This is a genomic window from Pseudomonas sp. P5_152, assembly GCF_033989915.1.
GTDB lineage: Bacteria > Pseudomonadota > Gammaproteobacteria > Pseudomonadales > Pseudomonadaceae > Aquipseudomonas.
In genome coordinates this window covers 846,337-869,552 of the sequence record NZ_JASFAH010000002.1, presented here as the reverse complement: position 1 = coordinate 869,552, position 23,216 = coordinate 846,337, and the positions used below count along the sequence as shown (strand labels likewise).

Genomic DNA, 23,216 nt, shown 5'->3' with positions numbered 1-23,216 from the left:
GAGGCCGCTGGCTTAGGCCGGGAACAGCTCGGACAGTTTCATCGCCAGCATCATGTCGCCTTCAGCGCGCAGTTTGCCGCCCATGAACGCTTGCATGCCATCGGTTTCACCGCTGACGATGCCTTGCAGGGTTTCGCTGTCCATGACCAGGGTCACTTGGGCGTCCGGGTTCTCGCCTTCTTTCAGTTCGCAGGTGCTGTCTTTGACAACCAGCGAGAAGTTTTTGTCTTCGTCGATACGGAAACCGAACACCAGGTCCAGGCCGGCAGCGGCGGCTGGGTTGAACTTGGCTTGCATTGCTTGTACGGCGTCAGCTACGGAGGTCATGGTTCGATCCTTTTATGGGGTGTTACAGCAAGGGTCACAGTAATCCGGGGTTCATCGGAAAGTGATGAGTTCCGGTGCCTTCAACAGTTGCAGGTGGGCATGACTGTTGAAAGAAGCCAGGGCCACCTCGCGACCACGGAACTTCAAGTGGTTGAGCGAGGTGTTGACGATTTGCCAGTTCAGCTCGAAAGCCTGTTTGGCTGGCATCAGCGTAATCAGGTGGAGCAGGGCGGTAATGGTGCCGCCGGAGGTGAACACGGCGATCTTCTGGGTGTTGTCGGCCTGTTCCAGTATGCGTTGCAGGCCGGCCTGCACCCGTTCGACAAACCCGAGCCAGCTTTCCAGGCCGGGTGGGTCGTAGGTGCCGGCCAGCCAGCGCTCGATGATCAGGGCGAAGATGCGCTGGAACTCGCCGCGGTTGTGCGCCGCGTTGCGCAGGATGTGCAGGGCCTCGGGTTCTTCGGGCAGCAGGTCCGGGAGCAGCGCACGGATCACCGCGTCGGCGTCGAACTCATTGAAGGCCGAGTCGGTCTCCAGGGTCGGCACCGGCAGGCCAACGGCGGCGAACTGCGCCAGCGCGCTGGTGGCGGTGTGTTGCTGGCGGCGCAGGTCGCCGGCCAGGCAGCGATCGAAGCTCAGCCCCAGCTCAGCCAGGTGGCTGCCGAGGATTTCTGCCTGGCGCACCCCGGTCGGCGACAACACGTCGTAGTCGTCTGCACCGAAGGAGGCCTGGCCATGTCGAATCAAGTAGATGCTGCCCACGTCCGCGTCATCCCGGTACGTTGAAGGTTTTGCGAGGTTATGAGGATGCCGGTGAGCTGTCAATGAAAAAACATACGCTTGTTTGAAATGCTCGTTGGAGGCCCCTCGCATCAGGTTTCACGGCTGGCCGCAACGCGGTCGCATGGGTATGCTGGAGCTATCCGCGCCCGCGTATCGAGCGGCGCACCGTCGTTAAGGAGTCCATGTGGAGTTTTTTGCCGAGTACGCAAGTTTTCTGGCTAAAACCGTTACCCTGGTGATCGCCATCCTGGTGGTCCTGGCAAGCTTTGCCGCGCTGCGCAGCAAGGGCCGGCGTAAATCAGCGGGCCAGTTGCAGGTCAGCAAACTCAACGATTTCTACAAGGGGCTGCGCGAGCGCCTGGAGCAGACCTTGCTCGACAAGGACCAGCTCAAGGCCCTGCGCAAATCCGAAGCCAAGTCCGAGAAGAAGCACAAGAAAAAGCCTGAGGCCAAGCCACGGGTGTTCGTCCTCGACTTCGACGGCGACATCAAGGCCTCGGCCACTGAGAGCCTGCGCCACGAAATCACCGCGCTGCTGTCCCTGGCCACGCCCAAGGACGAAGTGGTCCTGCGCCTGGAAAGCGGCGGCGGCATGGTGCACAGCTACGGGCTGGCCTCCTCGCAACTGGCGCGGATTCGCCAGGCCGGCGTGCCACTGACCGTGTGCATCGACAAGGTTGCCGCCAGCGGCGGCTACATGATGGCGTGCATCGGCGAGAAGATCATCAGCGCGCCCTTTGCCATCCTCGGCTCGATCGGCGTGGTGGCGCAGTTGCCCAACGTCAATCGGTTGCTGAAAAAACACGACATCGACTTTGAAGTGCTGACCGCTGGCGAATACAAACGCACCCTGACGGTGTTTGGTGAAAACACCGAGAAGGGCCGGGAGAAGTTCCAGGAAGACCTGGATGTGACCCATGAACTGTTCAAGAACTTCGTCGCCCGTTATCGCCCGCAACTGGCCATCGATGAAGTGGCCACCGGGGAAGTCTGGCTGGGTATCGCCGCGCTGGACAAACAACTGGTGGATGAACTCAAGACCAGCGACGAGTACCTGGCCGAACGCGCCAAGGGTGCCGAGTTGTTCCACCTGCACTATGCCGAGCGCAAGAGTTTGCAGGAGCGGGTCGGGTTGGCTGCCAGTGGTTCGGTGGATCGCCTGTTGTTGACCTGGTGGAGCCGTTTGACGCAACAACGGTTCTGGTGACCCCTCGCGGTCGATCAGCGTTCGCTTTTGGAAGGAATAGCGGCGGTCAAGCATGAACATGCCGGGCTGAGTGAGTTGTTCTTGTAATGTGGCAGGGAACCGAGGCTGTGGAGACCTTGCCCGTTCGACAGTGTCCATCTCGCCCGGTACCTGCTTGAAGCCATTGGACTCCAGGGCTTCAAGCAGATCTTCGAGGCTCCTGAAATGAACACGGTCAATCTACGGCCAGTCCTCGTGCTCAATATAGACAGCCGTGTTCTCGGTCTTGATTGGGGGTATAGGCAATGTTGCCATCGGCACCACACTACACAATGGCAATGTAATTAAGCGTATCCACTGCAGGTGCATTTTTCCGACTTGTACCATTGGCGTTTCGTGAGGTGCTGACGAGCTTTCCTGCGATGGGCAAGTGCTGAGTCCATTTAGGCTGACGCTTCTTCAACCAGCCGCAAAGGAATTGCACAATGATCGAGTCTCAAGAGCCCGAAGCCTCAGACACACACGGTGTCCCAATCACTCCCATGCGCGATGAGTTAAAGGCAGCGGTTGAAAAGGCTTTACCCCTGTCGCCGGAGCAGTTCGCCGGCCAACTCATTCAAACGAAATGGGGAGCAGACATTGCACCCCTGACCACGCAGTTGGTCACGCTCAACTACAACTATCACGGCCATCCTGCACAAAACGGGGTTCAGCAGGGTCGGGTAGCGAACGCCCAAAGCCTGGCTCAGGCGTTACTCTGCAACTACCAAACAGTGGGTGACGGGCGTTTCGGGGAAACCGCGTTCGGCTTGTACACGCCTCCCGATATCGGCCCGCAAGTACGGTTGGTCGACCATGTCGATGAGTTTGCCTATGTGGGTAATGGCAACCATGACACCTACGAAGGCATCTATCGCCACACGGAGCCGCAAACCTATGGTCCCTTGACGCAGCTAAGGCTGCGACCCGCCGATTTCAAGAAGTGGGTATGGGAACTGGAGCTCAAGGACCAATACCGTGAGTATGTGGAGCGGGCCTGGCCCTCGGATGAGGTGATCGTTGCGCCTGGCGCCTGTGCACTGAGGACGTCGGTCAAGGCGGCCTTTGTCATGGCCGCATACCTGCAACGGCAGGAAAACACCCTCACACGGCAGGGGTTCGAACTGGCCTTGCGGGCCGCGGGTTTGGCGCCGGATCAACCGTGGCAGCAACTGGCGATCGAGCCGTTGCAGGCACTCATGCACGTCCCCAGCCCGGTCGAAGTCGCACGATTGGTACTTTATCGTTACACCGCCAGCGATATCTGGAGTTTCCGCCACCGTTCCAGCCCCAGGATCATTCTGTACATCCCGGGCAACTCCTCACCGATCCATGACTTCGTCGATGCCAGGGCCTTGCACCGCTGGATCGTGGAGCAGGGCCAGGATGGGGAGCGAAAGCGGGCGCTGGCGGCTCACTTTGCCGAGGACGACCGCCATGACGGTACCTTTCATGCCGGTGTGTTGACCGCACTGGATGGCATGGCGATATACCCGCGCCAACACCATCTGAAACAGGGCCACGGATTCTTCAACGACGACGGGTACTGGGACCCGGCCGAGTATGTTCATCTTGAAGTGGTGTCTCCAGGCACCGATCCTTTCGCACAGCTAGTCCTGAGCATGAAGCAGGCGGCGAATGCCAGCATTGAAACCATTCGCGATGATGCGCAAGTCAATCGGGATAACCTGAGTGCGGTGGTCGAACCCATTGTGCAATGGATCAACAGGTTCGGACCTTTGGCCCTGTTTGTGCCGGGGGGTGAGGGCTTGTTGGTGTTGGCCGGGATTATCGATGCCGGGTATGGGCTGGACCAGGCAATGAATGGCAAGCAGCCGGATGATTCATCCGCGGGCGTGACCCGCGTGGTGTTTGGTTTGCTCAATGCGCTGCCGCTGCTGGGTGCGGGTGCGGCACTCAAGGGCGAGGGGGCCGTGGAGACGCTGCCAGGGCCGGTGGCCCGGCCTGCGGAGACCCCGGGAGAACCTGTCATCAGGCCCGAGATGCCCGAGGTACAGCCTGTGGAAGCCACACCGTCAGGCACTACCACGCGCCTGGCGTTGATACGCGGTATCGGCGCGCCGGTGGCGTCATTCAGCGATGAGGTACTGCACCAGATCGGCAATGTCAGCGCGGTCGACGACGATATGCTGCGGTTGATGCAGGCGGGGCGCCGTCCGCCGACGCCGCTGTTGGCTGATACCATCAGCCGTTTCAGGATCGATCAGGATCTTCAGCGCGAAACCCTGCAGGCGATCCCCGGGGAACAGGCCGCCACTGCCCTGGCGATGCGCTTTCAGGCGCGATATGACAGCTTCCAGCACTCTGACAATGAATGGGTGAAGCTGTTTCAACGTCAGTACCCGGGCTTGCCTAAAGGCGCCATAGAACAACTGCTCGACCGGTCAGGCGTGGATATTCAGGCGCCGCCGACAGTGGCCGAAAGCCGGCGCCTGCTCCGGCGGCTGGATGGCAAGGCCAGCCAGTATCGGCAACACGTGCGGCTCAATCGTGCCTATGAAGGGCTTTACCTTCAATCCATTCAAAACCCGGAGACTGACGCACTGGCGCTGCACTCTCTGCAAGCGTTGCCCGGATGGCCGAAGTCGCTGCGTATCGAGGTGCACGAGGGGTCAGCGGCGGGACGCCTCCTGGATCAGGTCGGGCCGTTCGCGTCCCATGAATGCAGGTACCTGATCAAAGTGGCTCGCCGATATAGCGGGCACGATGCGCAGGGTGTCTATCGGCCGGACGCCCACGATGTCTATCAGGCTGTTCTCGACCTGCTGTCAGAGTCCGAACGTGATGCGTTGCAGCTGCAACCGCTGGATGCCGCGCGCGGCCTGAGGCGGAAAATCAGCGAGCGGACACTGCCGCGTTCCGAACTCATCACCGGGCTTTCGCGAATGGACTCCGGGCTGCTTTTCGAGGCGCCAGGGCTGCGAGGCGGAGGTTATCCGGCGACCTCGCAGGGGGCGGCGTTGACTCGGGATATCGAGATCGTTCACGTCAGGTCGATTTACACCGGTTTTACTCCGGCGCAGGCCGCTGAGTTTCTGCAGAACCTGGGCGCCGGGGCGATGGAGCAACTGGCACGGCTGGAAATACAACTGAGCCAACTCGATCTCGATTTACGCCAATGGGTCGACCAGGTCTTGCAGGAAGTCGACGAAATGGCTATCGATTTTCTGGTCGAGGGCGAAGAGGCGGCGCAGGGGATGGATGCGGCCCAGATTGAGGAGGAGAACCTGGAGCGTGTCGAAGAGGTGCTTTACCTTGAGCAAGAGGCGCGGATTGAGCTGGTGTCCGACTTGATGAGCTTCTGGCAAAAACGCGGGCATGTCGACACTCATGTCTATTCGGGGGCGCAACTGCTGGGCTACAAACTGGACCTGGACTTCGAGTACTTCCATTCACTGCCCTTTCTGACGGCAAAATTCAATGACGTCGTCGAGTTGTCCATGAAAGGTTTCCAGCTGGCGCGACCAGAGGGGCTGGAAGGTTTCCTGGGGTGCTTTCCCAATCTGCGCACCTTGAACATGGAGAGCGTCGACCTGCGACAGGTCAATCCCCACGGTGTAGTTGAGGTGCGCTTGCCGCCTGCGATTACTCGCATGCCCCACCTCACCACACTGAACCTCAAGTCGACCTGGCTGGAACTGACCGAACTATCGGCGGGGCAGTTGTCTCAGCTGGTGCGTTTGCAGGTGCTGGACTTGAGCGATAATCCGCTGGGCGTCCCGCCGCTGGTGTTTGGCATGACGGATTTACGCAGGTTGAGCCTCGGCGGTACCGGCATTACCCATTGTCCCGTTGGTATTCCTGAACAACCCTCCATGGAATTGCTGGACCTCAGTAACAACCGGATTTCCCGGTTTCCCCCTGCCGTCCTGGTCCAGGCCGTGGCCAGGGACCGGGTCCGCCTGTGGGGCAATCCACTGACGGACGAGGACAGCCTGCGGCGCATCATTACCCATCGAGAACACACCGGCCTGAATCTTTGGTTGAGCGCCCCCGACCTGAGTGTCACGCAACCGGCGGTGTGGTTGCAGCGCCTGCCTGAGGCCCATGTCGAGCTGAAGCGTTTGCTATGGCAGCGGCTGGTCGCCAAGCCCCGGGGAGCGCGTTTTTTGCGAACGATAGAGGGCCTGAGCCGCACCGCTGATTTTCGGGTGGCCTATTCAGTGATCCAGGCGAGAGTCTGGCATTTGTTGAGTGAGGCCGATGCCTCGGAGGAGTTGTGGGGGGTGTTGAGCAGGGATGTCGCGCTGTCGACGCTGGATGCCGAGAACCCCTTCGCCAGTTTCACGCGGCTGGAGAACAAGGTCAGGTTGTACAGGGACTGGGTCCACACCGGCAGGCCGATTCCGATCGAGGATCTGTTGGGAGGCTGATGACGACAGCAAGCCTTGAACCCCGGGCGGGGTTCAAGGCCTTGGCCCGTTAGCGGCGACGGAACAGCGGCAGCGGTTCGTCAGTGGCGGCCTGGTAGGTCACCGAGAAGTCCTTGAGGCTTTCCAGCGCTTCGTACGGGTCTTTGTCGGCACGCAAGGCGTAGGCGTCAAACCCGCAGCGGCGCAGGTAGAACAACTGGTCGCGCAGGATGTCGCCAATCGCCCGCAGCTCGCCTTTGAAGCCGTAGCGGTCGCGCAGCAAACGGGCGTTGGAGTAGTTGCGGCCGTCGGTGAACGCCGGGAAATTGAGGGCGATGACCTGGAATTTATCCACGTCGTCACCGATTTCCTCGGCTTCTTCATCGGCGTCCAGCCACACGCCCAGGCCGCCATCACGGGCCAGGAGCATGCGCCCGTGTTCGCGCCACAGTTGCAACGGCACGATGTAGTCGTCGCAGTTGCTGATCTCATCGATGTTGAAATCCTTGGGCAGCAAGTGCCAGGTTTCGTCGATGACCTCGTTGTTCTTAATGATTCGCTGCATAGACGCGTTCCTTGAAGAGGTCGATGCCGATACGTTGATAGGTGTCGATGAAGCGCTCGTCTTCGGTACGTTGTTCCACGTACACATCGATCAGCTTCGAGATCACGTCCGGCATGGCGTCCTGGGCGAAGGACGGGCCGAGGATCTTGCCCAGGCTGGCGTCGCGGCTGGCGCTGCCACCCAGGGACACCTGGTAGAACTCTTCACCTTTCTTGTCCACCCCGAGGATGCCGATGTGGCCGACGTGGTGGTGACCACAGGCGTTCATGCAGCCGGAGATGTTCAGGTCCAGTTCACCGATGTCGAACAGGTAGTCCAGGTCATCGAAGCGACGCTGGATCGATTCGGCAATCGGGATCGACTTGGCATTGGCCAGGGAGCAGAAGTCACCCCCCGGGCAGCAGATGATGTCAGTCAGCAGGCCGATGTTCGGCGTGGCAAAACCTTGCTCGCGCAACTCGCCCCACAGGGTGAACAATTGGCTCTGCTCGACGTCGGCGAGAATGATGTTCTGCTCGTGGGAGGTGCGCAGTTGACCAAAGCTGAAGCGATCGGCCAGGTCGGCCACTGCGTCCAGCTGTTTGTCGGTCAGGTCGCCCGGGGCAACGCCGGTAGGCTTGAGCGACAGGGTCACGGCAACATAACCCGGCTTCTTGTGGGCCAGGGTGTTGCGGGTGCGCCAGCGAGCGAAGCCTGGGTGTTGCTGGTCGAGTTCGGCCAGTTCGGCGCTCTGGTTGTCCAGGGCCTTGTAGTCCGGGTCGACGAAATGCTTGGCGACACGCTGCACTTCGGCTTCGGTCAGGGTGGTCTGGCCACCGCGCAGGTGCTCCATTTCCGCGTCGACTTTCTGGGCGAAGACTTCCGGCGTCAGGGCCTTGACCAGGATCTTGATCCGCGCCTTGTACTTGTTGTCGCGACGGCCATAGCGGTTGTACACACGCAGGATGGCGTCGAGGTAGCTCAACAGGTCTTGCCACGGCAGGAATTCATTGATGAACGCACCCACCACTGGCGTACGCCCGAGGCCGCCGCCAACCAGCACGCGGAAACCCAGTTCGCCTGCGGCGTTGTGCACCGGCTCCAGGCCAATGTCATGGACTTCGATGGCGGCGCGGTCGGAAGTCGAACCGTTGATCGCAATCTTGAACTTGCGCGGCAGGTAGGCGAATTCCGGGTGGAAGGTGGTCCACTGGCGGACGATCTCGCACCACGGGCGCGGATCGATCAACTCGTCGGAGGCCACGCCGGCAAACTGGTCGGTGGTGACGTTGCGCAGGCAGTTGCCGCTGGTCTGGATGGCGTGCATCTGCACGGTGGCCAGCTCAGCCAGGATGTCTGGAATGTCTTCCAGTGCCGGCCAGTTGAACTGCACGTTCTGCCGGGTACTGATGTGGGCATAACCCTTATCGTAGTCGCGAGCGATCTTGGCCATCATTCGCGTCTGCCGCGAAGTCAGTTGGCCATAAGGCACGGCAACCCGCAGCATCGGGGCGAAGCGCTGGATATAAAGGCCATTTTGCAGGCGCAGGGGGCGGAATTCTTCTTCGCTCAGCTCGCCTGCCAGATAGCGTCGGGTCTGATCACGGAACTGCTTGACGCGGTCCTCGATGATCCGCTGATCGTACTCGTCGTATACGTACATATAAGTCCTGTTCTCAGGCTTGGGCCCCTCGAAAATCGCGGCGTTTCTCGCTCGCTGAGTTCCGAAAATGCCTTGGCAATTCTGCGCGCACGGCCGCGCACTCCCCACGGAGCCGGGGCAAGATACCAGTTTGCGTTTATGCGCAAAAGTGATGTTTGAGTATATGGAAAGAACCAAATCGACTAATGAGACTGATTATTGTCTTACCCTTATTTGTCGTATGGGCAATCCTCGACTTAACTGTGATCGAGTCTTCATGCAATCACCGATAAAACCGACAAGAGGCGATGCAATGAGCAATCCGACCAAAGCAGGCAAAAGCGATAGCAGCGTCGATGCGTGGGCGATTCTGTTCCTGATCATCCTGGTAGTGGGCACTGCCGTGTACTGGGTCAGCCATCAGTAAACCCGCGTGGCCGGGCCCTGATCCGCTGATTGTCGGACGACACGTTAATTAACCGCAATGTGCCAGCCAGTGGCCGGCTATAATGCGCGGCTAATTTTCGGGGCTCGGTTGTTTAATGTTCAGGTTCGTGTGGGGGATTTTACTGACGCTTTGCGCGGTCTTCGGACCCGGCGCGCAAGCGGCGTCGGTGGTATTCCTCAATCCGGGAACTACCATGGAAGTGTTCTGGGTCAGCTACAGCCAATTCATGCAGGCGGCCGCTCGCGACCTGGGCATGGACCTGCAGGTCCGTTATTCCGAGCGCGTGGCGCAATCCACCATCGAGCAGGCACGCGAAGTGCTGCTGGGGCCCAACCGCCCGGATTACCTGGTGTTCGTCAACGAACAGTATGTCGCCCCAGAAATCCTGCGCCTGTCCCAGGGTAGCGGGGTCAAGCTGTTCATGGTCAACAATGCCCTGACCGCCGACCAACTGGCGTTGCTCGGTGACGCGCGGGAAAAATACCCCGACTGGCTCGGTAGCCTGGTGCCCAACGACGAGGAGGGCGGCTACCTGATGCTCAAGGAACTGATCCGCCAGCATCCGCCCGTCGCCCCCGGCCAGAAGCTGGAGTTGCTGGCGTTTTCCGGGCTGAAGATCACCCCGTCCGCGCAGTTGCGCGAGAAAGGCATGCAACGTGCGCTGCGTGAGCATCCCGAGGTGCAATTGCGACAGATGGTCTATGGCGCCTGGAAGCGCGAGCGCGCCCATGAGCAGGCGGCACAACTGTTCAAGCGTTACCCCGGGGTGTCGCTGGTCTGGGCCGCCAATGACGAGATGGCCTTCGGCGCCATGCAGGCTTACGAGGAGGTCGGTGGGCAACCGGGCAAGGGCGTCTTGTTCAGCGCGGTGAATACCTCGCCGGCGGCGTTGCAGGCGTTGCTGGACGGGCGCTTGAGCGTGTTGGTAGGCGGCCATTTCAGCCTCGGCGGCTGGGCCCTGGTGCAGTTGCATGACTATGACCAGGGCGTGGCCGTCGAACAGTACGGCGGGCGCGACCGGCAAATACCGCTGTTGCAACTGATCGACCGCAACCAGGCCCGGCGCATGCTGGCGCTGCGCGACAGCCAGGGCTACGGAGTGAATTTCCGCAGCCTGTCGGCCAAGGGCCGTCCAACCAGTTACCGCTATCCGTTCAGCCTGCAGACCCTGATGCGCTGAGCCGCTCGCTAGACCCCGGCCAGATGCACCACCAACTTGACGATGGCAAACAGGGTCAGGGCAAACACCGCCGTGAATATGATCCCCAGCAGCACAAAATGACTCGGCTTGCCGTGGGTAAAGTCGCGGGCGCGGTTCTTCCCGCTTTGTACGCCAAAGGCCGCCGCCATCACGCTGTGGAGCATCTGCCAGAAGCTGGGGGGCTTGTTGTCGATTGGATCGTCCATAAATCCCTCGTCACCGGTGGGTGTCAGCCAAGCATAGTCAAACTTCCCGAGGGCGGGGCACCCATTGCCCCGCCCTCGCGAGGGCGGAAGGGGCCTCAGAACTGTTCGGCGCTGAGGTCGAACAACGGCTGGCTGCCAGCACGAATCGCTTGCTCCAGGCCCAACACCCGTGGCAGCAGGCGCTGCATGTAGAACTTGGCGGTGGCCAGTTTTGCGCCGTAGAACCCGGGGTCGTCCTGCAGCTTGTGTTTCGCCACCTGGGCCATGCGTGCCCAGAGCCAGGCGTAGGCGACATAGCCGAACAGGTGCAGGTACTCCACCGAGGCCGCGCCGATTTCGTTGCGATTGTTCGCGGCCTGGTCTTCCAGCCAGTCGCTGAGGTCTTCCAGGCGTTGCACCGCCTCGATCAATTGCGTGCGGTAGGGCGCATCCGGTTGTTGGGCGAACTGGTGGATTTCCCCGGTGAACAGGCGCAACGTCACGCCGCCGTCAGCCAGCACCTTGCGCCCCAGCAGGTCCAGGGCCTGGATGCCATTGGTGCCTTCGTAGATCTGCGCGATGCGCACGTCTCGCACCAGTTGCTCCTGGCCCCACTCCCGGATGTAGCCATGGCCGCCGAACACTTGCTGGCCGTGGATGCAGCTTTCCAGGCCGGTGTCGGTGAAGAACGCCTTGGCCACTGGCGTCAGCAGGGCCACCAGGGCCTGGGCGCGGTCCTGCTCGGCAGGGTCGGGGGAGAACTTCGCCAGGTCCAGCTGTTGCCCGACGTAACTGGCGAACGCCCGGCCGCCCTCGGTCATGGCCTTGATGCTCAGCAGCATGCGCCGCACATCGGGGTGGACGATGATCGGATCGGCGACCTGCGCCGGAGCACTGGCCCCGTTGGCTGCCCGACCCTGCAGGCGGTCACGGGCGTAGGCCACGGCGTTCTGGTACGAGGCTGCGGCGCAGCCGATGCCCTGGATGCCGACGGACAGGCGCTCGTAGTTCATCATGGTGAACATCGCCGCCAACCCCTTGTTGGCTTCGCCCACCAGCCAGGCGCTGGCGCCGTCGAAGTTGATCACGCAGGTGGCCGAGGCCTTGATACCCATCTTGTGTTCGATCGAACCACAGCTCACCGCGTTGGCCGCGCCGAGGGAACCGTCCGGGTTGACCAGCACCTTGGGCACCACAAACAGCGAGAGACCCTTGGGACCGGGCGGCGCATCCGGCAGCTTGGCCAGGACCAAGTGGATGATATTTTCGGTCAGGTCCTGGTCGCCTCCGGTGATGAAGATCTTGCTGCCGCTGATCCGATAGCTGCCATCGGCCTGGGGTTCGGCGCGGCTGCGGACAATCCCCAGGTCGGTGCCGGCATGGGCTTCGGTCAGGCACATGGAGCCGGCCCAGCGGCCTTCATACATGGGCGGCAGGTAGAGGCGTTTGAGGGCGTCGCTGGCGTGGGCGTCCAGGGCCAGGCAGGCTCCGGAACTCAGGGCGCTGTACAGGGCGAAGCTTGAGTTGGCAGCGTAGAGCATTTCCTCGAACTGCACGGCGAGCATCTTGGGCATGCCCATGCCGCCGAAGTCGGGATTGCCGGACAGGCCGACCCAGCCGCCTTCGATGTAGGTGGCATAGGCCTGCTGGAAACCCTCGGGAGTGCTGACCAGGCCGTCGTGCCACTGGGCACCCTGTTCGTCGCCACTGCGATTCAGTGGGGCGATCAGTTGGCTGGTGACTTTGGCGGCCTCCTCGAGAATGGCATCGGCGGTGGCGGCGTCGACCGTCTCGGCCAAAGCCGGCAGGCGCGCCCACAAGGCCTGGGCGTCGAACACTTCATGCAGGACAAAGCGCATGTCGCGCAACGGGGCGTTGAATTCGGGCATTACGTGAACCTCAATGGGACTGTGGGCACGGCGAGGTCTACACCCCGCCGCCGGACGGTTGGACCACACGCCTGGTTTACAGGGCCTGGGCCCGCTCGCGCAGGAGGTACTTCTGGATCTTGCCGGTGGAGGTCTTCGGCACCAGGGTGAAGACCACACTGCGCGGCACCTTGAAACCGGCCAGGTGGTCGCGGCAGAAAGCGATGATGTCGGCCTCGCTGACGTCCTGGTGATCGGCCTTCAGGGTGATAAAGGCGCAGGGGGTTTCTCCCCACTTCTCATCGGGACGGGCGACCACCGCCGCTTCCAGCACGCCGGGGTGGCGATACAACACACCTTCGAGTTCGATGGTGGAAATGTTCTCGCCGCCGGAAATGATGATGTCCTTGAGCCGGTCCTTGATCTCGATGTAGCCGTCGGGATGACACACCGCCAGGTCGCCAGTGTGGAACCAGCCGCCCGCGAACGCCTCGGCGGTGGCGGTAGGGTTCTTCAGGTAGCCCTTCATCACGGTGTTGCCGCGCATGAAGACTTCGCCGATGGTCTGGCCGTCGCGCGGAGTGGGCGCCAGGGTCCGCGAGTCGCCGACCATCACGCCCTCCAGCGTCGGGTAACGCACCCCCTGGCGGGACTTGATCTGGGCCCGTTCATCCAGGGCCAGTTCGTCCCATTCGGCGTGCCAGGCGCACAGCGTCACCGGGCCATAGGTTTCGGTCAGGCCATAGACATGGGTGACCTTGATGCCCATTTCTTCCACGGCGCCAATCACCTTGGCCGGCGGTGCGGCACCCGCGACCATGGCGTTGACCGGGTGATCGATGGCCGCCTTCGCCGACTCTGGCATGTTGACCAACGCGTTGAGCACGATGGGCGCGCCGCACAGGTGCGTGACCTGGTGCTCGCGGATCAGGTTGAGGATGCGCTGCGGATCGACCCGGCGCAGGAACACGTGCACGCCGGCCAGTGCGGTGATGGTCCAGGGATAGCACCAACCGTTGCAATGGAACATCGGCAGGGTCCAGAGGTACACCGGGTGGTTGCCGATGGACCAGGTCATCTGGTTGCCCAGGGAGTTCAGGTAAGCCCCGCGGTGGTGGTACACCACGCCCTTGGGATTGCCGGTGGTGCCGGAGGTGTAGTTCAGCGAAATGGCCTGCCATTCGTCCGCTGGCCACTGCCAGGCAAAGTCCGGGTCGCCTTCGGCCAGCAGCGCTTCATAGTCCAGCTCGCTGACAGCCTCGCCTTCGCCGTACTCCGGATCGTTGACATCGATCACCAGCGGCGGGTGATCGAGCATCCCCAGCGCCGCGTGGATCACCCCGTGGAATTCACGGTCGGTGATCAGTACACGGGCTTCGCCATGCTGGAGCATGAAGGCGATGGCTTCGGCATCCAGGCGCACGTTGAGCGGGTTGAGCACGGCGCCAATCATCGGCACGCCGAAATGCACTTCGAGCATCTCGGGAATGTTCGGCAGCATCACCGCCACCGTATCGCCCTGGCCTATTCCGCGCCCGGCCAGAGCCGAAGCCAGGCAGCGGCAACGATCGTAGGTCTGCTTCCAGGTACGGCGCAGCGAGCCGTGGATCACAGCGGGGTAGTGGGGGTAGATGCTGGCAGTGCGCTCAATGAAACTCAGGGGCGACAAGGCGATGTGATTGACCGGGACAGGGCTGAGCCCTTGTTCATAAATCGACATGACGGATTCTCGGTGGCTGATTGTTAGCTCTACGGACGACCCTGGGCGCGGTGGCCGGGATCGTCTCTTGGGTCCGGTAGACTTTATATAACATTCGTCGATCTATATGGAAGTTAAACCTAAGCACTATAGTAGATGTACTATATTTGTTTCATCCAAAGCCATGGCCGGTATATGCTGGGCGCCCCGGATGAAGTAGACCTGCAATGACCCACGTTCCCGTTCGATTGCACAGCTGGTTGCGCCTGCAGCGCGAAGGCGTGCCCCTGGCAACGCGGGCCGACGCCTTGTGCCGTGCATTGCAGGACTGCCCCGAAGTGCGCCGGGCGTTTTATTTGCGCTGGCAACCGCAGGCGCGCCTTTATAGCCATGCCGGTGCTGCCCGGCATTTTCCGCCGGGGCAGGGCGATCCGGCGCTGGCCAGCGATCAGCGATTGCTCGATCAACTGCAGCAAGTGGGGCGCCTGGACCTGGCCCAGGTGCGCCAGCTCGATTGCTGGCTGGCCGGACGCCTGCGCCGGGCCGCCATTCGCCATGGCCAGGTGTTCGAGCTGGCTTTGCAGGCAGGGCAGCCGGGGCTGTTGCTGATTGAAGTGTGCGAGGGTATCAGCCTCGATTGGCTGGGCTGGGTCCATGACCTGTTGACGACCCTGCTGCACAGCGCCAATGGCACGCTGCGCGCGTCACCGCTGTTGGGTCACGATCCGCAACCGAGCCTGCTGCTCGATGCCCAGGGCCGGACGCTGGAATGCAACGCCGCGCTGTTGGCCTTGCTCGGGGACAAGCCGCTGGCTGAGGTGCCGGGTTTGTTACCAGTCAATCATCGCGAACTGGTGCGCGCTTGCCTGGAGCAGCAGCGCGCCATCGACGGGGTCGAGGCCCAGTGCCAGGCACAGATCCTGATCTGGACTTTTATCCCCGACCCACAGGATGAGCGGGTGCTCGCCCGTTGTCGCGACGCCACCACCCAGGTGCTGGCCGCACGCGAAGCGGCCACGGCCCGTCGGCTTTATCGCTTGATCATCGAGAACACCACCGACCTGATTTCCCGGCACACCCCGGACGGGCGCTTTCTCGACGCCTCGCCGGCGTCCTGGACCCTGTTGGGCTACTGGCCGGAGCAATTGCGTGGGCGCCTGGCCCGCAGCCTGTTCCATGAACATGACCTGCACAGCCTGGTGCAGCGGGCGCGGGATGCGCTGGAGCAAGACGGTTATCACACCATGACTTACCGCATCCGCCACTGTGACGGCCATTACCTGTGGTTCGAAACCGCGAGCCGGGCGATCCGTGAAACCTACACCGGGGCGGTGGTCGAGGTGGTCAGCGTGTCCCGGGACATCACCGCCCGGGTCCAGGCCGAGGAGAACAAGCGGCGCCTGGCCGAGGTGGTCGAGGTCAATACCGATCCGGTGTTGTTCATCGACCCGCAGGGCCAGGTGACCTACCTCAATCCGGCGGCCCGGCGCTTGCTCGGGATCGCCGACGGACAACCGTTGCCGGAGCTGGCCGCGCTGTTTGCCAGTGACGACCTGGCGCGATTGCAGCGTGACGGCTGGAGCAGCGCTGAGCGCGATGGCGTGTGGAGCGGCGACGCGCGCCTGCAACCCTTGGCTGGCGCCAGTTCGGTGCCAGTGTCGCTGGTGCTGCTGGCCCACCGTTCGGCCGGGGGCGAGCGTTACTACTCGCTGGTGGCGCGGGACATGACCGAACGGGAATTGCGCGAAGCCCAGCAGCGTCGCCATCAGGACGAACTGGCGCACACTGCGCGGGTGGTGACGCTGGGCGAACTGGCCTCCGGGATTGCCCACGAGATCAATCAACCGCTGGCGGCGGTGGTCAATTATGCCAATGCCAGCCAGCGCTATTTGCAGAGCCTGGAGAGCAATCCGCAGGCCGCGGAAAAAGTCGCCCAGGGCCTGCAACGCATCACCCATCACGCGACCCACGCCTCGCAGGTGATCAGCCGCCTGCGGGCATTCCTGCGCAAGGGTCAGCGGCGCATGCAGGCCCTGGATTTTGCCGAGGTGGCCCGTGGCGCCGTGCGTTTGTGCGCCTGGGAAGCGAGCAATTGGCAAGTGACAATCGAGGATCGCCTGCCGGATAATCTGCCGCCCGTGTATGCCGACCGGGTGTTGCTCGAACAGGTGTTGCTCAATCTGTTGCGCAATGCCATCGATGCCAACCGCGAGCGCCATCCCGGCCAGCCTTCGCTGATCCTGATGGCGGCGCAGCAGGGTAGCGTGGGCAACGTCGAGATCACGGTGCATGACCAGGGGCCGGGTGTCAGCGAGTCGCAACTGGCGCAGATGTTCACTCCGTTCTACACCAGCAAGGCCGACGGGCTGGGCCTCGGCCTGTCCATGAGTCGCAGCATCATCGAAGGTTTTGGTGGCGAGCTTGAGGCTCGGCGCCAGGCCGTCGGCTTGCTGATGAGCTGCCGCTTGCCGCTGGCCGGCCCAACCAGACAACCTCAGGAATAACGTAATGGCGGGTGCGACAGAACACGTGGTGTATGTGGTCGACGATGACCAGGGCATGCTCGACTCAACGGTCTGGCTGCTCGAATCGGTGGGGCTCAAGGCCTTGCCGTTTACCAGTGGGGTCGAGTTTCTCAATGCCTGCGATGCCAGCCTCGATGCCTGCGTCTTGCTTGATGTGCGCATGCCCGGCATGGGTGGCTTGAACGTGCAGGAGGAAATGCGCCAGCGCGAGCTGAACCTGCCGATCATTTTTGTCAGCGGCCACGCCGATGTGCCGATTGTGGTGCGCGCTTTCAAGGCCGGGGCCCATGACTTCATCGAAAAGCCCTACAACGAGCAGTTGCTGCTGGACAGTGTGCAACAGGCGCTGAGCAATGGCGCCGCGGGCCGCTCCGGCAACCAGGGGCACCAGGCCTTGCAGGCGCGCCTGCAGGCGTTGACCCCACGGGAGCGCGATGTGTTGTTGCCGTTGGTACAGGGTTACACCACCCGAGAGATTGCCGAGCAATTGGGGGTGAGTGCCAAGACTGTCGACTTGTATCGTTCGCGGGTGATGAAGCGGATGTTGGCGCAGACTTTGCCGGATTTGGTGGGGATGGCTATTGCTGCGGGGTTGGTTGATCCGCTGCGGTTGCGGTGATTTTTTTTGGGGGGGAGGGTGGGTACATATCCGTTGCTGCGGTAACGGCGGCTTAGGGTTTCGCCCTTACGGCGAGGCACTTTTGTCAGACGACACAAAAGTACCCAAAAAGTCTTGCCCCAGCGTTCGGCCCCTCGCTAAGGCTCGGGGTCCCTTCGCTACTGTGCCCATCAGGGGGCATCGCCTACGGTTTGCTTCGCTGCACCTTCGCTCAGCCTGCCGAAGGGGCAGGTGGATCAAGATCAAAAGCAAGAGCACGGCGACCTGCCAGTCGGCCTGAGTGGTAAGAGCGGGCGAGGCGGCCTACCGGCCGACCTGTTTGCCCTGGTGTCGCGTTCCCTTGTGGGAGCGGGCTTGCCCGCGATGGCGATCTGCGCCACACCGCATTTCTCGACAATACCCCAATCCCCCGTAGCAGCTGCCGAGCCCGCGAGGCTGCGTTCGAGGACGTAGTCCTCGCCGCCTTTCAATCCTGCCGACGGTGCAGGGGGATCAAGATCAAAAGTCGCCGCACGGCGATCTGCTTGTCGGCCGGGTGGGTTATACCATCGCGCCTTCCAGTTCCAGCAAGCGTCGATCCACCCGCACAATCGCATCGACCATGGCCAGGGCCGCCGGGGTCAGGGAGTGTCCGGCGCGGCTGACGATACCGTAATGCAGCTGCAGTCCCGGGTCGTCTGTGGGGATGTCGGTGAAGCTCAGCAGGCTGATTTCGCCCTTGAGCACCAACTCGCTCAAGGCTTCCATGGTGGCGAGGCCCACGGCGTCGGAGCGCATTACTACGCGGCGGATCGCGTCGAACTGGGCACACTCCACGCGGGTCTCGAAGTCGGCTTCGCCCTGCACGTCGGCGAGGATTTTGCGGATCATCGGCGGGATCCGCGTGCCCACCACCGGGTAGTCGAGCAGGGCCCGCAGTGCCAGCGGCCGGCCGTGGCTCAAGGGGTGTCCGGCGCGGCAGAAGAACCGCCCGCGACGGGGTCGCAGTAACTGCACCTGGTACTGCGGATCGCCGGTGAAGTAGCGCGAATCGGCGACCAGGAATTCGATCTGCTGCTCCTTGAGCCAGCCCGCCAGTTGTTCCCAGTCACCCTGGTGAAAGCGGGTACGGATGGCCGGGTGGGCGCTGATGAATTCGGCCAGGGCTTCGGGCACCAGCAATTGCGCTGGGTAGGGCCCACAGCCGAAATGCAGCTCACCGCCGGTCAGGCCGTTGTATTGCATCAACTCGTTGTGCAGCGCCTGGCTGCCCGCCAGCAGGCGTCGGGCATGCTGCAGCACCAGTTGGCCCTGGCCGGTCAGGCGAAACTCGCGGCTGCTGCGCTCCACCAGCGCGCAATCGAGGTCGCGCTCCAGGGTCTGGATGCTGCGACTGAAGGCCGGTTGGCTGAGGTTGATCGCCTCGGCCGCCCGCACAAAACTGCGGTAATCGGCCAGGGCCACCAGGTGGCGAAGCTGACGGAGGTCCACTATGCGTCTCCTGCATTCGTTGGATGCTTTTAATGCATTTGATCGATAGCATACGGGCTGGCATAAGTACAACCCTCTTTTGCCTGCAGCGCTCGCTCATGCCTGATCAAACGTTCGCCTCCAGTGCCTTCACCCGCACCATCCTCAGTCATGCCCGCCAGGTCGGCCTGTGTGAGCAAGTCTTGTTGCAGCGTGCCGGTATCAGCCTGTCCTGGCTCGACGACCAGCATCAGCACATCCCGGCGCACCTGGTGGAGCAGTTGTGGCGTGAATGCGAGAACGCCGGCGTTGGGCGCCACTTCGGCTGTGACCTGGTCAATGGCATGGCCACCAGTTGCCTGCAAGGCATGAACATCCTGCTGGACTCGGCCGCCACCTTGCGCGCCAGCCTGCGCTGTTTTACCGACTATCTGCCGCGGGTCACCAACCATGTCTTGGCCGAGCTCGAGGAAAGCACCGACGAGGCCCGTCTGCACCTGCGCCCGGCCCGGCAGATGCCGCATTTTTTTGGCCTTGATGCTGCCACCTTGAGCCTGGTGCGCAACATTTCGCGGCGAGTTGGCCTGGCACCGGCCCAGTTGTTCAGCCGCGTGCGCCTGGCACCCGGGCAGGCGGCTGGCGAATGGCTGGATGGGCAGGGGGTCAGCACCGAGGTGGCCGAGCATCCATGTTTGATCCTGCCAAGGCTCAGCCTGGAACTGCCCGTGCTCAGCGCCCATCCCTTTTTGCACCAGAGCATGCTGCGCCACTGGCAAGCGGCGGCGCCCAACGAGACCCGCACTGACAGCCTGGAGTTGGCGCGGCACTGGTTGACCGCTGGCGACCAGCCGATCGAGCGGATTGCCGAGCGCCTGGGTTATCGCCAGCCGAGCAATTTCATCCGCGCCTTCCGCAAGCAGTTCGGTATCACCCCCAAGCAGTTTCGCCTTGGGCACTTCCAGGGTTGCGCTGACCCGGCCTAAAAAGCCGGATGATCATTTTTTGTCGCGCCACGCTTGCGCCTGTTGTTGGATTGTTGGGCATTTTGACCGGGCTGAGTACATCTGACCGGAGCCTAATAATGATAAAAACATGCTCGGCTAACGCCTGCGTCGCGCCACGACGCAAAAGGCTTGGCCACACCCGACCGCAACCGCTAGCCCTGGCCATCCTGGCGGCCATGGTCGCACCTGCCCAGGCGACCACCTTCGAGTTCAACGAAGACTGGAGCCTGTCGACCAAGACCACCCTGTCCCTGGGCAGCAGTTGGTCGACGCAAAATCCCGACAAAAGCATGATGACCCGGGCCAATGCCCTGCAGGCGCAGCATGTGCAGGCCAATGGCAGCAGCGTCAGTGCCGACGACAACCGGCTGAACTTCGAGAAGGGCGACCAGATCTCGCAGATCTTCAAGGGCCTGACCGATTTCAGCCTTGACGGGCAGGGGCAGGGGGCCTTTCTGCGGTTCAAGTACTGGTACGACGAGGCCTACGAAAACGGCGAAGGACGCTTCAAGCAGTTCGACGATTCGGGCTGGGACGACTTGTCCAAGTTCAAGGGTTTCAAGACCCTGGACGCCTATCTGTGGAAGGACTTCGTGGTCGCTGACCGCCCGCTCAACGTCAAGGTCGGCAACCAGGTGTTGTCCTGGGGTGAGTCGCTGCTGATCCAGAACGGCATCAACGTGATCAACCCGCTGGACGTCTCGGCGTTCAACCGTCCCGGGGTGGAGATCAAGGAAGGCCAGTTGCCGGTGGAGATGCTCTCCTTCAGCCTCGGCCTGACCGACACCCTGAACCTGGAAGGTTTCTACCAGTACAACTGGCGACCCAGCGTGCTCGACGGCTGCGGCACGTTTTTCGCCAGCAGCGACGCGATCCAGAAGGGCTGCGGACCGCTGTACCTGAGCCAGGTACAGACCGATCAGCAAATGCAGAGTGCCGGGCTCTACGCCACCTCCCGTGGCAACGAATCGCCGTCCGATAACGGCCAGTTCGGCTTTGCCCTGCGCAACATGATCCCGGCGCTGAACGACGCGGAAGCGGCGATCTACTTCATCAACTATCACTCGCGCCTGCCGTACTTCACCCTCGACGCGCGGGATGTCACCCAGCCCGGGACGTTCCCCGGCGGCATCCAGAACCCCAGCTATGCGGCGGCGTTCCCCGAGGACATTCGCCTGTACGGTTTCAGCCTCAATGGCGTCGAGCCGAATTCGGGCATCTCCCTGGCCGGCGAAATCAGCTACCGGCCGAACATGCCGCTGGCGATCAACGCCCCGGACATCAACGTTGCGGTGATTTCCGGGCCGGGCGGCAGCTCCTGGGTCGACCTGCCGAGCGGGTTTGATAACACCCATGGCGACCGCTACGACGGCTGGGTGCGCAAGGGCGTGTGGCAGATGACCGGTTCGGCGACCCAGGCCTACGACAACATCCTCGGTGCCACGCGCCTGAGCCTGTTCGGCGAGGCCGGGGTGGTGCACATCGAGGACCTGGGTGACGAGCGCCTGGGACGCAACGCCGCCTTTGGCCGCAGCAGCCCGAAAAATGGCGCGCAGTGCAATTCCGTGGCCTCGGGTGTGACCAACCAATATTGCACCGACAAGGGCTTCGCCACCGACTGGTCCTGGGGTTATCGCCTGCGTGCCAGCCTGGAATACAGCGACGTGTTCCCGGGGGTCAACCTGATCCCGGCGGTCAACTGGCGCCATGACGTCTCGGGTTATTCCTATGACCCCCAAGGCCCGTTCCAGGAAGGCCAGCAAGCGCTGGGCCTGAGCCTGACCGCCAACTACCTCAACGACTACAGCGTGGAGCTGGCCTACAACAGCTTCTTCGGCTCGAACGACTACAGCACCCTGGACGATCGCGATTTTGCCTCGGTCAGCTTCAAGGTCGACTTCTAAGGAGTATCAGTGATGCGTATGCAACTTTGTGTGCTGGCCCTGGCCTGCGCGGCGAGCCTGGCGCAGGCCAAAGGCAGTGATCCGGCGGCCCTGGGCAAGACCCTGACGCCGATGGGGTCGGAAATGGCCGCCAACGCCGACGGCAGTATTCCAGCCTGGACCGGGGGGCTGGCGGGCAACGCCGGCACGGTCGACGCCAAGGGCGGGTACAGCGACCCCTACGCCAGTGAGAAGCCGCTGTTCACCATCACCGCGCAAAACCTGGCGCAGTACCAGAAGTTTCTGAGCCCGGGGCAAGTGGCGATGTTCAAGCGCTACCCCGATACCTACAAGATGCACATCTACCCCACGCACCGCAGCGCCAACCTGCCCAAGGCGGTGCTCGAGCAGAGCCGGGAAAACGTCGCCAAGACCAGCCTGGCCGATGGCGGCAACGGCCTGCACGACTACGTCCACGGCATTCCGTTCCCGCTACCCACCGAAGCCCTGGAGGTGATGTGGAACCACATGACCCGCTACCGTGGCGGCAGCTACGAGCGCATCAGCAGCTCGGCTTTGGTGCGCGAGAACGGCGCCACCAGCTACGTGCGCAACCAGTCGTTGATCAACTTCGCCGACACCATCAGCGGGCTTGAGCCGGGCAACAACACCCTGTTCATGTTCAAGAGCCGGGTGCTGGAACCGGCCCGTCTGTCCGGTGAAGCGGTGCTGGTGCACGAGCCGATCGACCAGGTGGCCGAGCCGCGTTCAGCCTGGCAATACCTGCCGGGGCAGCGTCGGGTGCGTCGTGCGCCGATGATCGCCTACGACAACAGCGCCCGTTACAGCAACGGCCTGATTACTGCCGACAACATCGATGGCTACAACGGTGCGCCGGACCGTTTCGACTGGAAGCTGGTGGGCAAGCAAGAGCTGTACATCCCCTACAACAGCTACAAGATCGGCAGTCGCGACCTCAAGTACGACGCGGTGATCAAGCCCAACCACGTCAACCAGGACCTGGCCCGTTACGAGAAGCACCGGGTCTGGGTGGTGGAAGCCACGCTCAAGCCCAATGCCCGGCACATCTACGGCAAGCGTCGGTTTTATATCGATGAAGACAGCTGGCAGATCGCGCAATCGGATCAGTACGACAGCCGTGGCGAACTGTGGCGCAGCGGTGAGTTGCACGCGATCCAGCATTACGATCACGGGTTCACCTACAACGTCCTGGAAACCTCGTACGACCTGATCGCCGGGCGCTACTACGCCGGAGGCCTGGCCAACGAAGAGACCGAGCCGATGCGCGTGGGTTTTGCCGCCAAGACCGACGACTACACCCCCTCGGACCTGCGACGCTGGGCCAAGTAACCCGTCCTGCGGGGCCCGCTCCTACAAAGCGGGCACTGAGCGCCGCATTCATTGCTGTCAGGAGACATTT

At 62.3% G+C, this 23,216-nt stretch carries 16 protein-coding genes; 8 read left to right on the top strand and 8 right to left on the bottom strand.

Annotation, left to right across the window (positions count from 1 at the left end; translation table 11 throughout):
- Positions 1-12: 12 nt before the first annotated feature.
- Together QMK50_RS03740 and QMK50_RS03735 are read right to left on the bottom strand one after the other, a co-directional pair.
- Positions 13-327 carry an SCP2 sterol-binding domain-containing protein gene (locus QMK50_RS03740; protein ID WP_095171774.1) on the bottom strand — a complete coding sequence of 105 codons (315 nt, stop codon included), beginning with the start codon at positions 325-327 and terminating at the stop codon, positions 13-15.
- Positions 328-378: 51 nt separating this feature from the next.
- The gene (locus QMK50_RS03735; protein WP_095171776.1) at positions 379-1,089 is read right to left on the bottom strand and encodes a histidine phosphatase family protein; all 711 of its coding nucleotides are present in this window, start codon (positions 1,087-1,089) and stop codon (positions 379-381) included.
- Positions 1,090-1,294: 205 nt separating this feature from the next.
- On the opposite strand from QMK50_RS03735, the gene sohB reads away from it, so the two are divergent.
- Positions 1,295-2,317 carry a protease SohB gene (gene sohB / locus QMK50_RS03730; protein WP_095171778.1) on the top strand — a complete coding sequence of 341 codons (1,023 nt, stop codon included), beginning with the start codon at positions 1,295-1,297 and terminating at the stop codon, positions 2,315-2,317.
- 464 nt (positions 2,318-2,781) lie between these two features.
- The gene (locus tag QMK50_RS03725; protein ID WP_320332573.1) at positions 2,782-6,729 is read left to right on the top strand and encodes a dermonecrotic toxin domain-containing protein; all 3,948 of its coding nucleotides are present in this window, start codon (positions 2,782-2,784) and stop codon (positions 6,727-6,729) included.
- Positions 6,730-6,778: 49 nt separating this feature from the next.
- On the opposite strand, the gene QMK50_RS03720 is transcribed toward QMK50_RS03725, so the two are convergent.
- Both QMK50_RS03720 and QMK50_RS03715 read right to left on the bottom strand, forming a co-directional pair.
- On the bottom strand, positions 6,779-7,273 hold the full coding sequence (locus QMK50_RS03720; protein ID WP_095171782.1) for a DUF934 domain-containing protein: 495 nt from the start codon (positions 7,271-7,273) through the stop codon (positions 6,779-6,781).
- Positions 7,257-8,915: a nitrite/sulfite reductase gene (locus QMK50_RS03715; RefSeq protein WP_095171784.1), complete on the bottom strand. Its 1,659-nt coding sequence runs from the start codon at positions 8,913-8,915 to the stop codon at positions 7,257-7,259. The genes QMK50_RS03720 and QMK50_RS03715 overlap by 17 nt, the downstream gene beginning before the upstream one ends.
- 521 nt (positions 8,916-9,436) lie before the next feature.
- On the opposite strand from QMK50_RS03715, the gene QMK50_RS03710 reads away from it, so the two are divergent.
- A complete protein-coding gene (locus QMK50_RS03710) occupies positions 9,437-10,522 on the top strand; it encodes an ABC transporter substrate-binding protein (protein WP_320332572.1) in 1,086 nt (361 codons plus the stop codon).
- Positions 10,523-10,530: 8 nt separating this feature from the next.
- Here QMK50_RS03710 and QMK50_RS03705 read toward each other — a convergent pair whose 3' ends face one another.
- From QMK50_RS03705 to QMK50_RS03695, 3 genes are all read right to left on the bottom strand, one after another.
- Positions 10,531-10,749, bottom strand: a complete 219-nt coding sequence (locus QMK50_RS03705) for a DUF2970 domain-containing protein (RefSeq protein ID WP_095171787.1) — start codon at positions 10,747-10,749, stop codon at positions 10,531-10,533.
- A 95-nt stretch (positions 10,750-10,844) separates the two neighbouring features.
- Positions 10,845-12,617 carry an acyl-CoA dehydrogenase C-terminal domain-containing protein gene (locus QMK50_RS03700; RefSeq protein WP_320332571.1) on the bottom strand — a complete coding sequence of 591 codons (1,773 nt, stop codon included), beginning with the start codon at positions 12,615-12,617 and terminating at the stop codon, positions 10,845-10,847.
- Positions 12,618-12,693: 76 nt separating this feature from the next.
- Positions 12,694-14,316, bottom strand: a complete 1,623-nt coding sequence (locus QMK50_RS03695; protein ID WP_320332570.1) for an acyl-CoA synthetase — start codon at positions 14,314-14,316, stop codon at positions 12,694-12,696.
- 206 nt (positions 14,317-14,522) lie between these two features.
- Here QMK50_RS03695 and QMK50_RS03690 point away from each other — a divergent pair, with 206 nt between their 5' ends.
- Positions 14,523-16,799, top strand: a complete 2,277-nt coding sequence (locus tag QMK50_RS03690) for a PAS domain S-box protein (RefSeq protein WP_320332569.1) — start codon at positions 14,523-14,525, stop codon at positions 16,797-16,799.
- 4 nt (positions 16,800-16,803) lie between these two features.
- Positions 16,804-17,439: a response regulator transcription factor gene (locus tag QMK50_RS03685; RefSeq protein WP_320332568.1), complete on the top strand. Its 636-nt coding sequence runs from the start codon at positions 16,804-16,806 to the stop codon at positions 17,437-17,439.
- Between the two features lie 540 nt (positions 17,440-17,979).
- On the opposite strand, the gene QMK50_RS03680 is transcribed toward QMK50_RS03685, so the two are convergent.
- Positions 17,980-18,909, bottom strand: a complete 930-nt coding sequence (locus tag QMK50_RS03680) for a LysR family transcriptional regulator (RefSeq protein WP_095171909.1) — start codon at positions 18,907-18,909, stop codon at positions 17,980-17,982.
- A 98-nt stretch (positions 18,910-19,007) separates the two neighbouring features.
- On the opposite strand from QMK50_RS03680, the gene QMK50_RS03675 reads away from it, so the two are divergent.
- From QMK50_RS03675 to QMK50_RS03665, 3 genes are all read left to right on the top strand, one after another.
- Positions 19,008-19,871 carry an AraC family transcriptional regulator gene (locus tag QMK50_RS03675; RefSeq protein ID WP_159996827.1) on the top strand — a complete coding sequence of 288 codons (864 nt, stop codon included), beginning with the start codon at positions 19,008-19,010 and terminating at the stop codon, positions 19,869-19,871.
- A gap of 98 nt (positions 19,872-19,969) precedes the next feature.
- Positions 19,970-21,796, top strand: a complete 1,827-nt coding sequence (locus QMK50_RS03670; RefSeq protein ID WP_320332567.1) for a DUF1302 domain-containing protein — start codon at positions 19,970-19,972, stop codon at positions 21,794-21,796.
- A 12-nt stretch (positions 21,797-21,808) separates the two neighbouring features.
- The gene (locus tag QMK50_RS03665) at positions 21,809-23,146 is read left to right on the top strand and encodes a DUF1329 domain-containing protein (protein ID WP_095171904.1); all 1,338 of its coding nucleotides are present in this window, start codon (positions 21,809-21,811) and stop codon (positions 23,144-23,146) included.
- Positions 23,147-23,216: the final 70 nt, after the last annotated feature.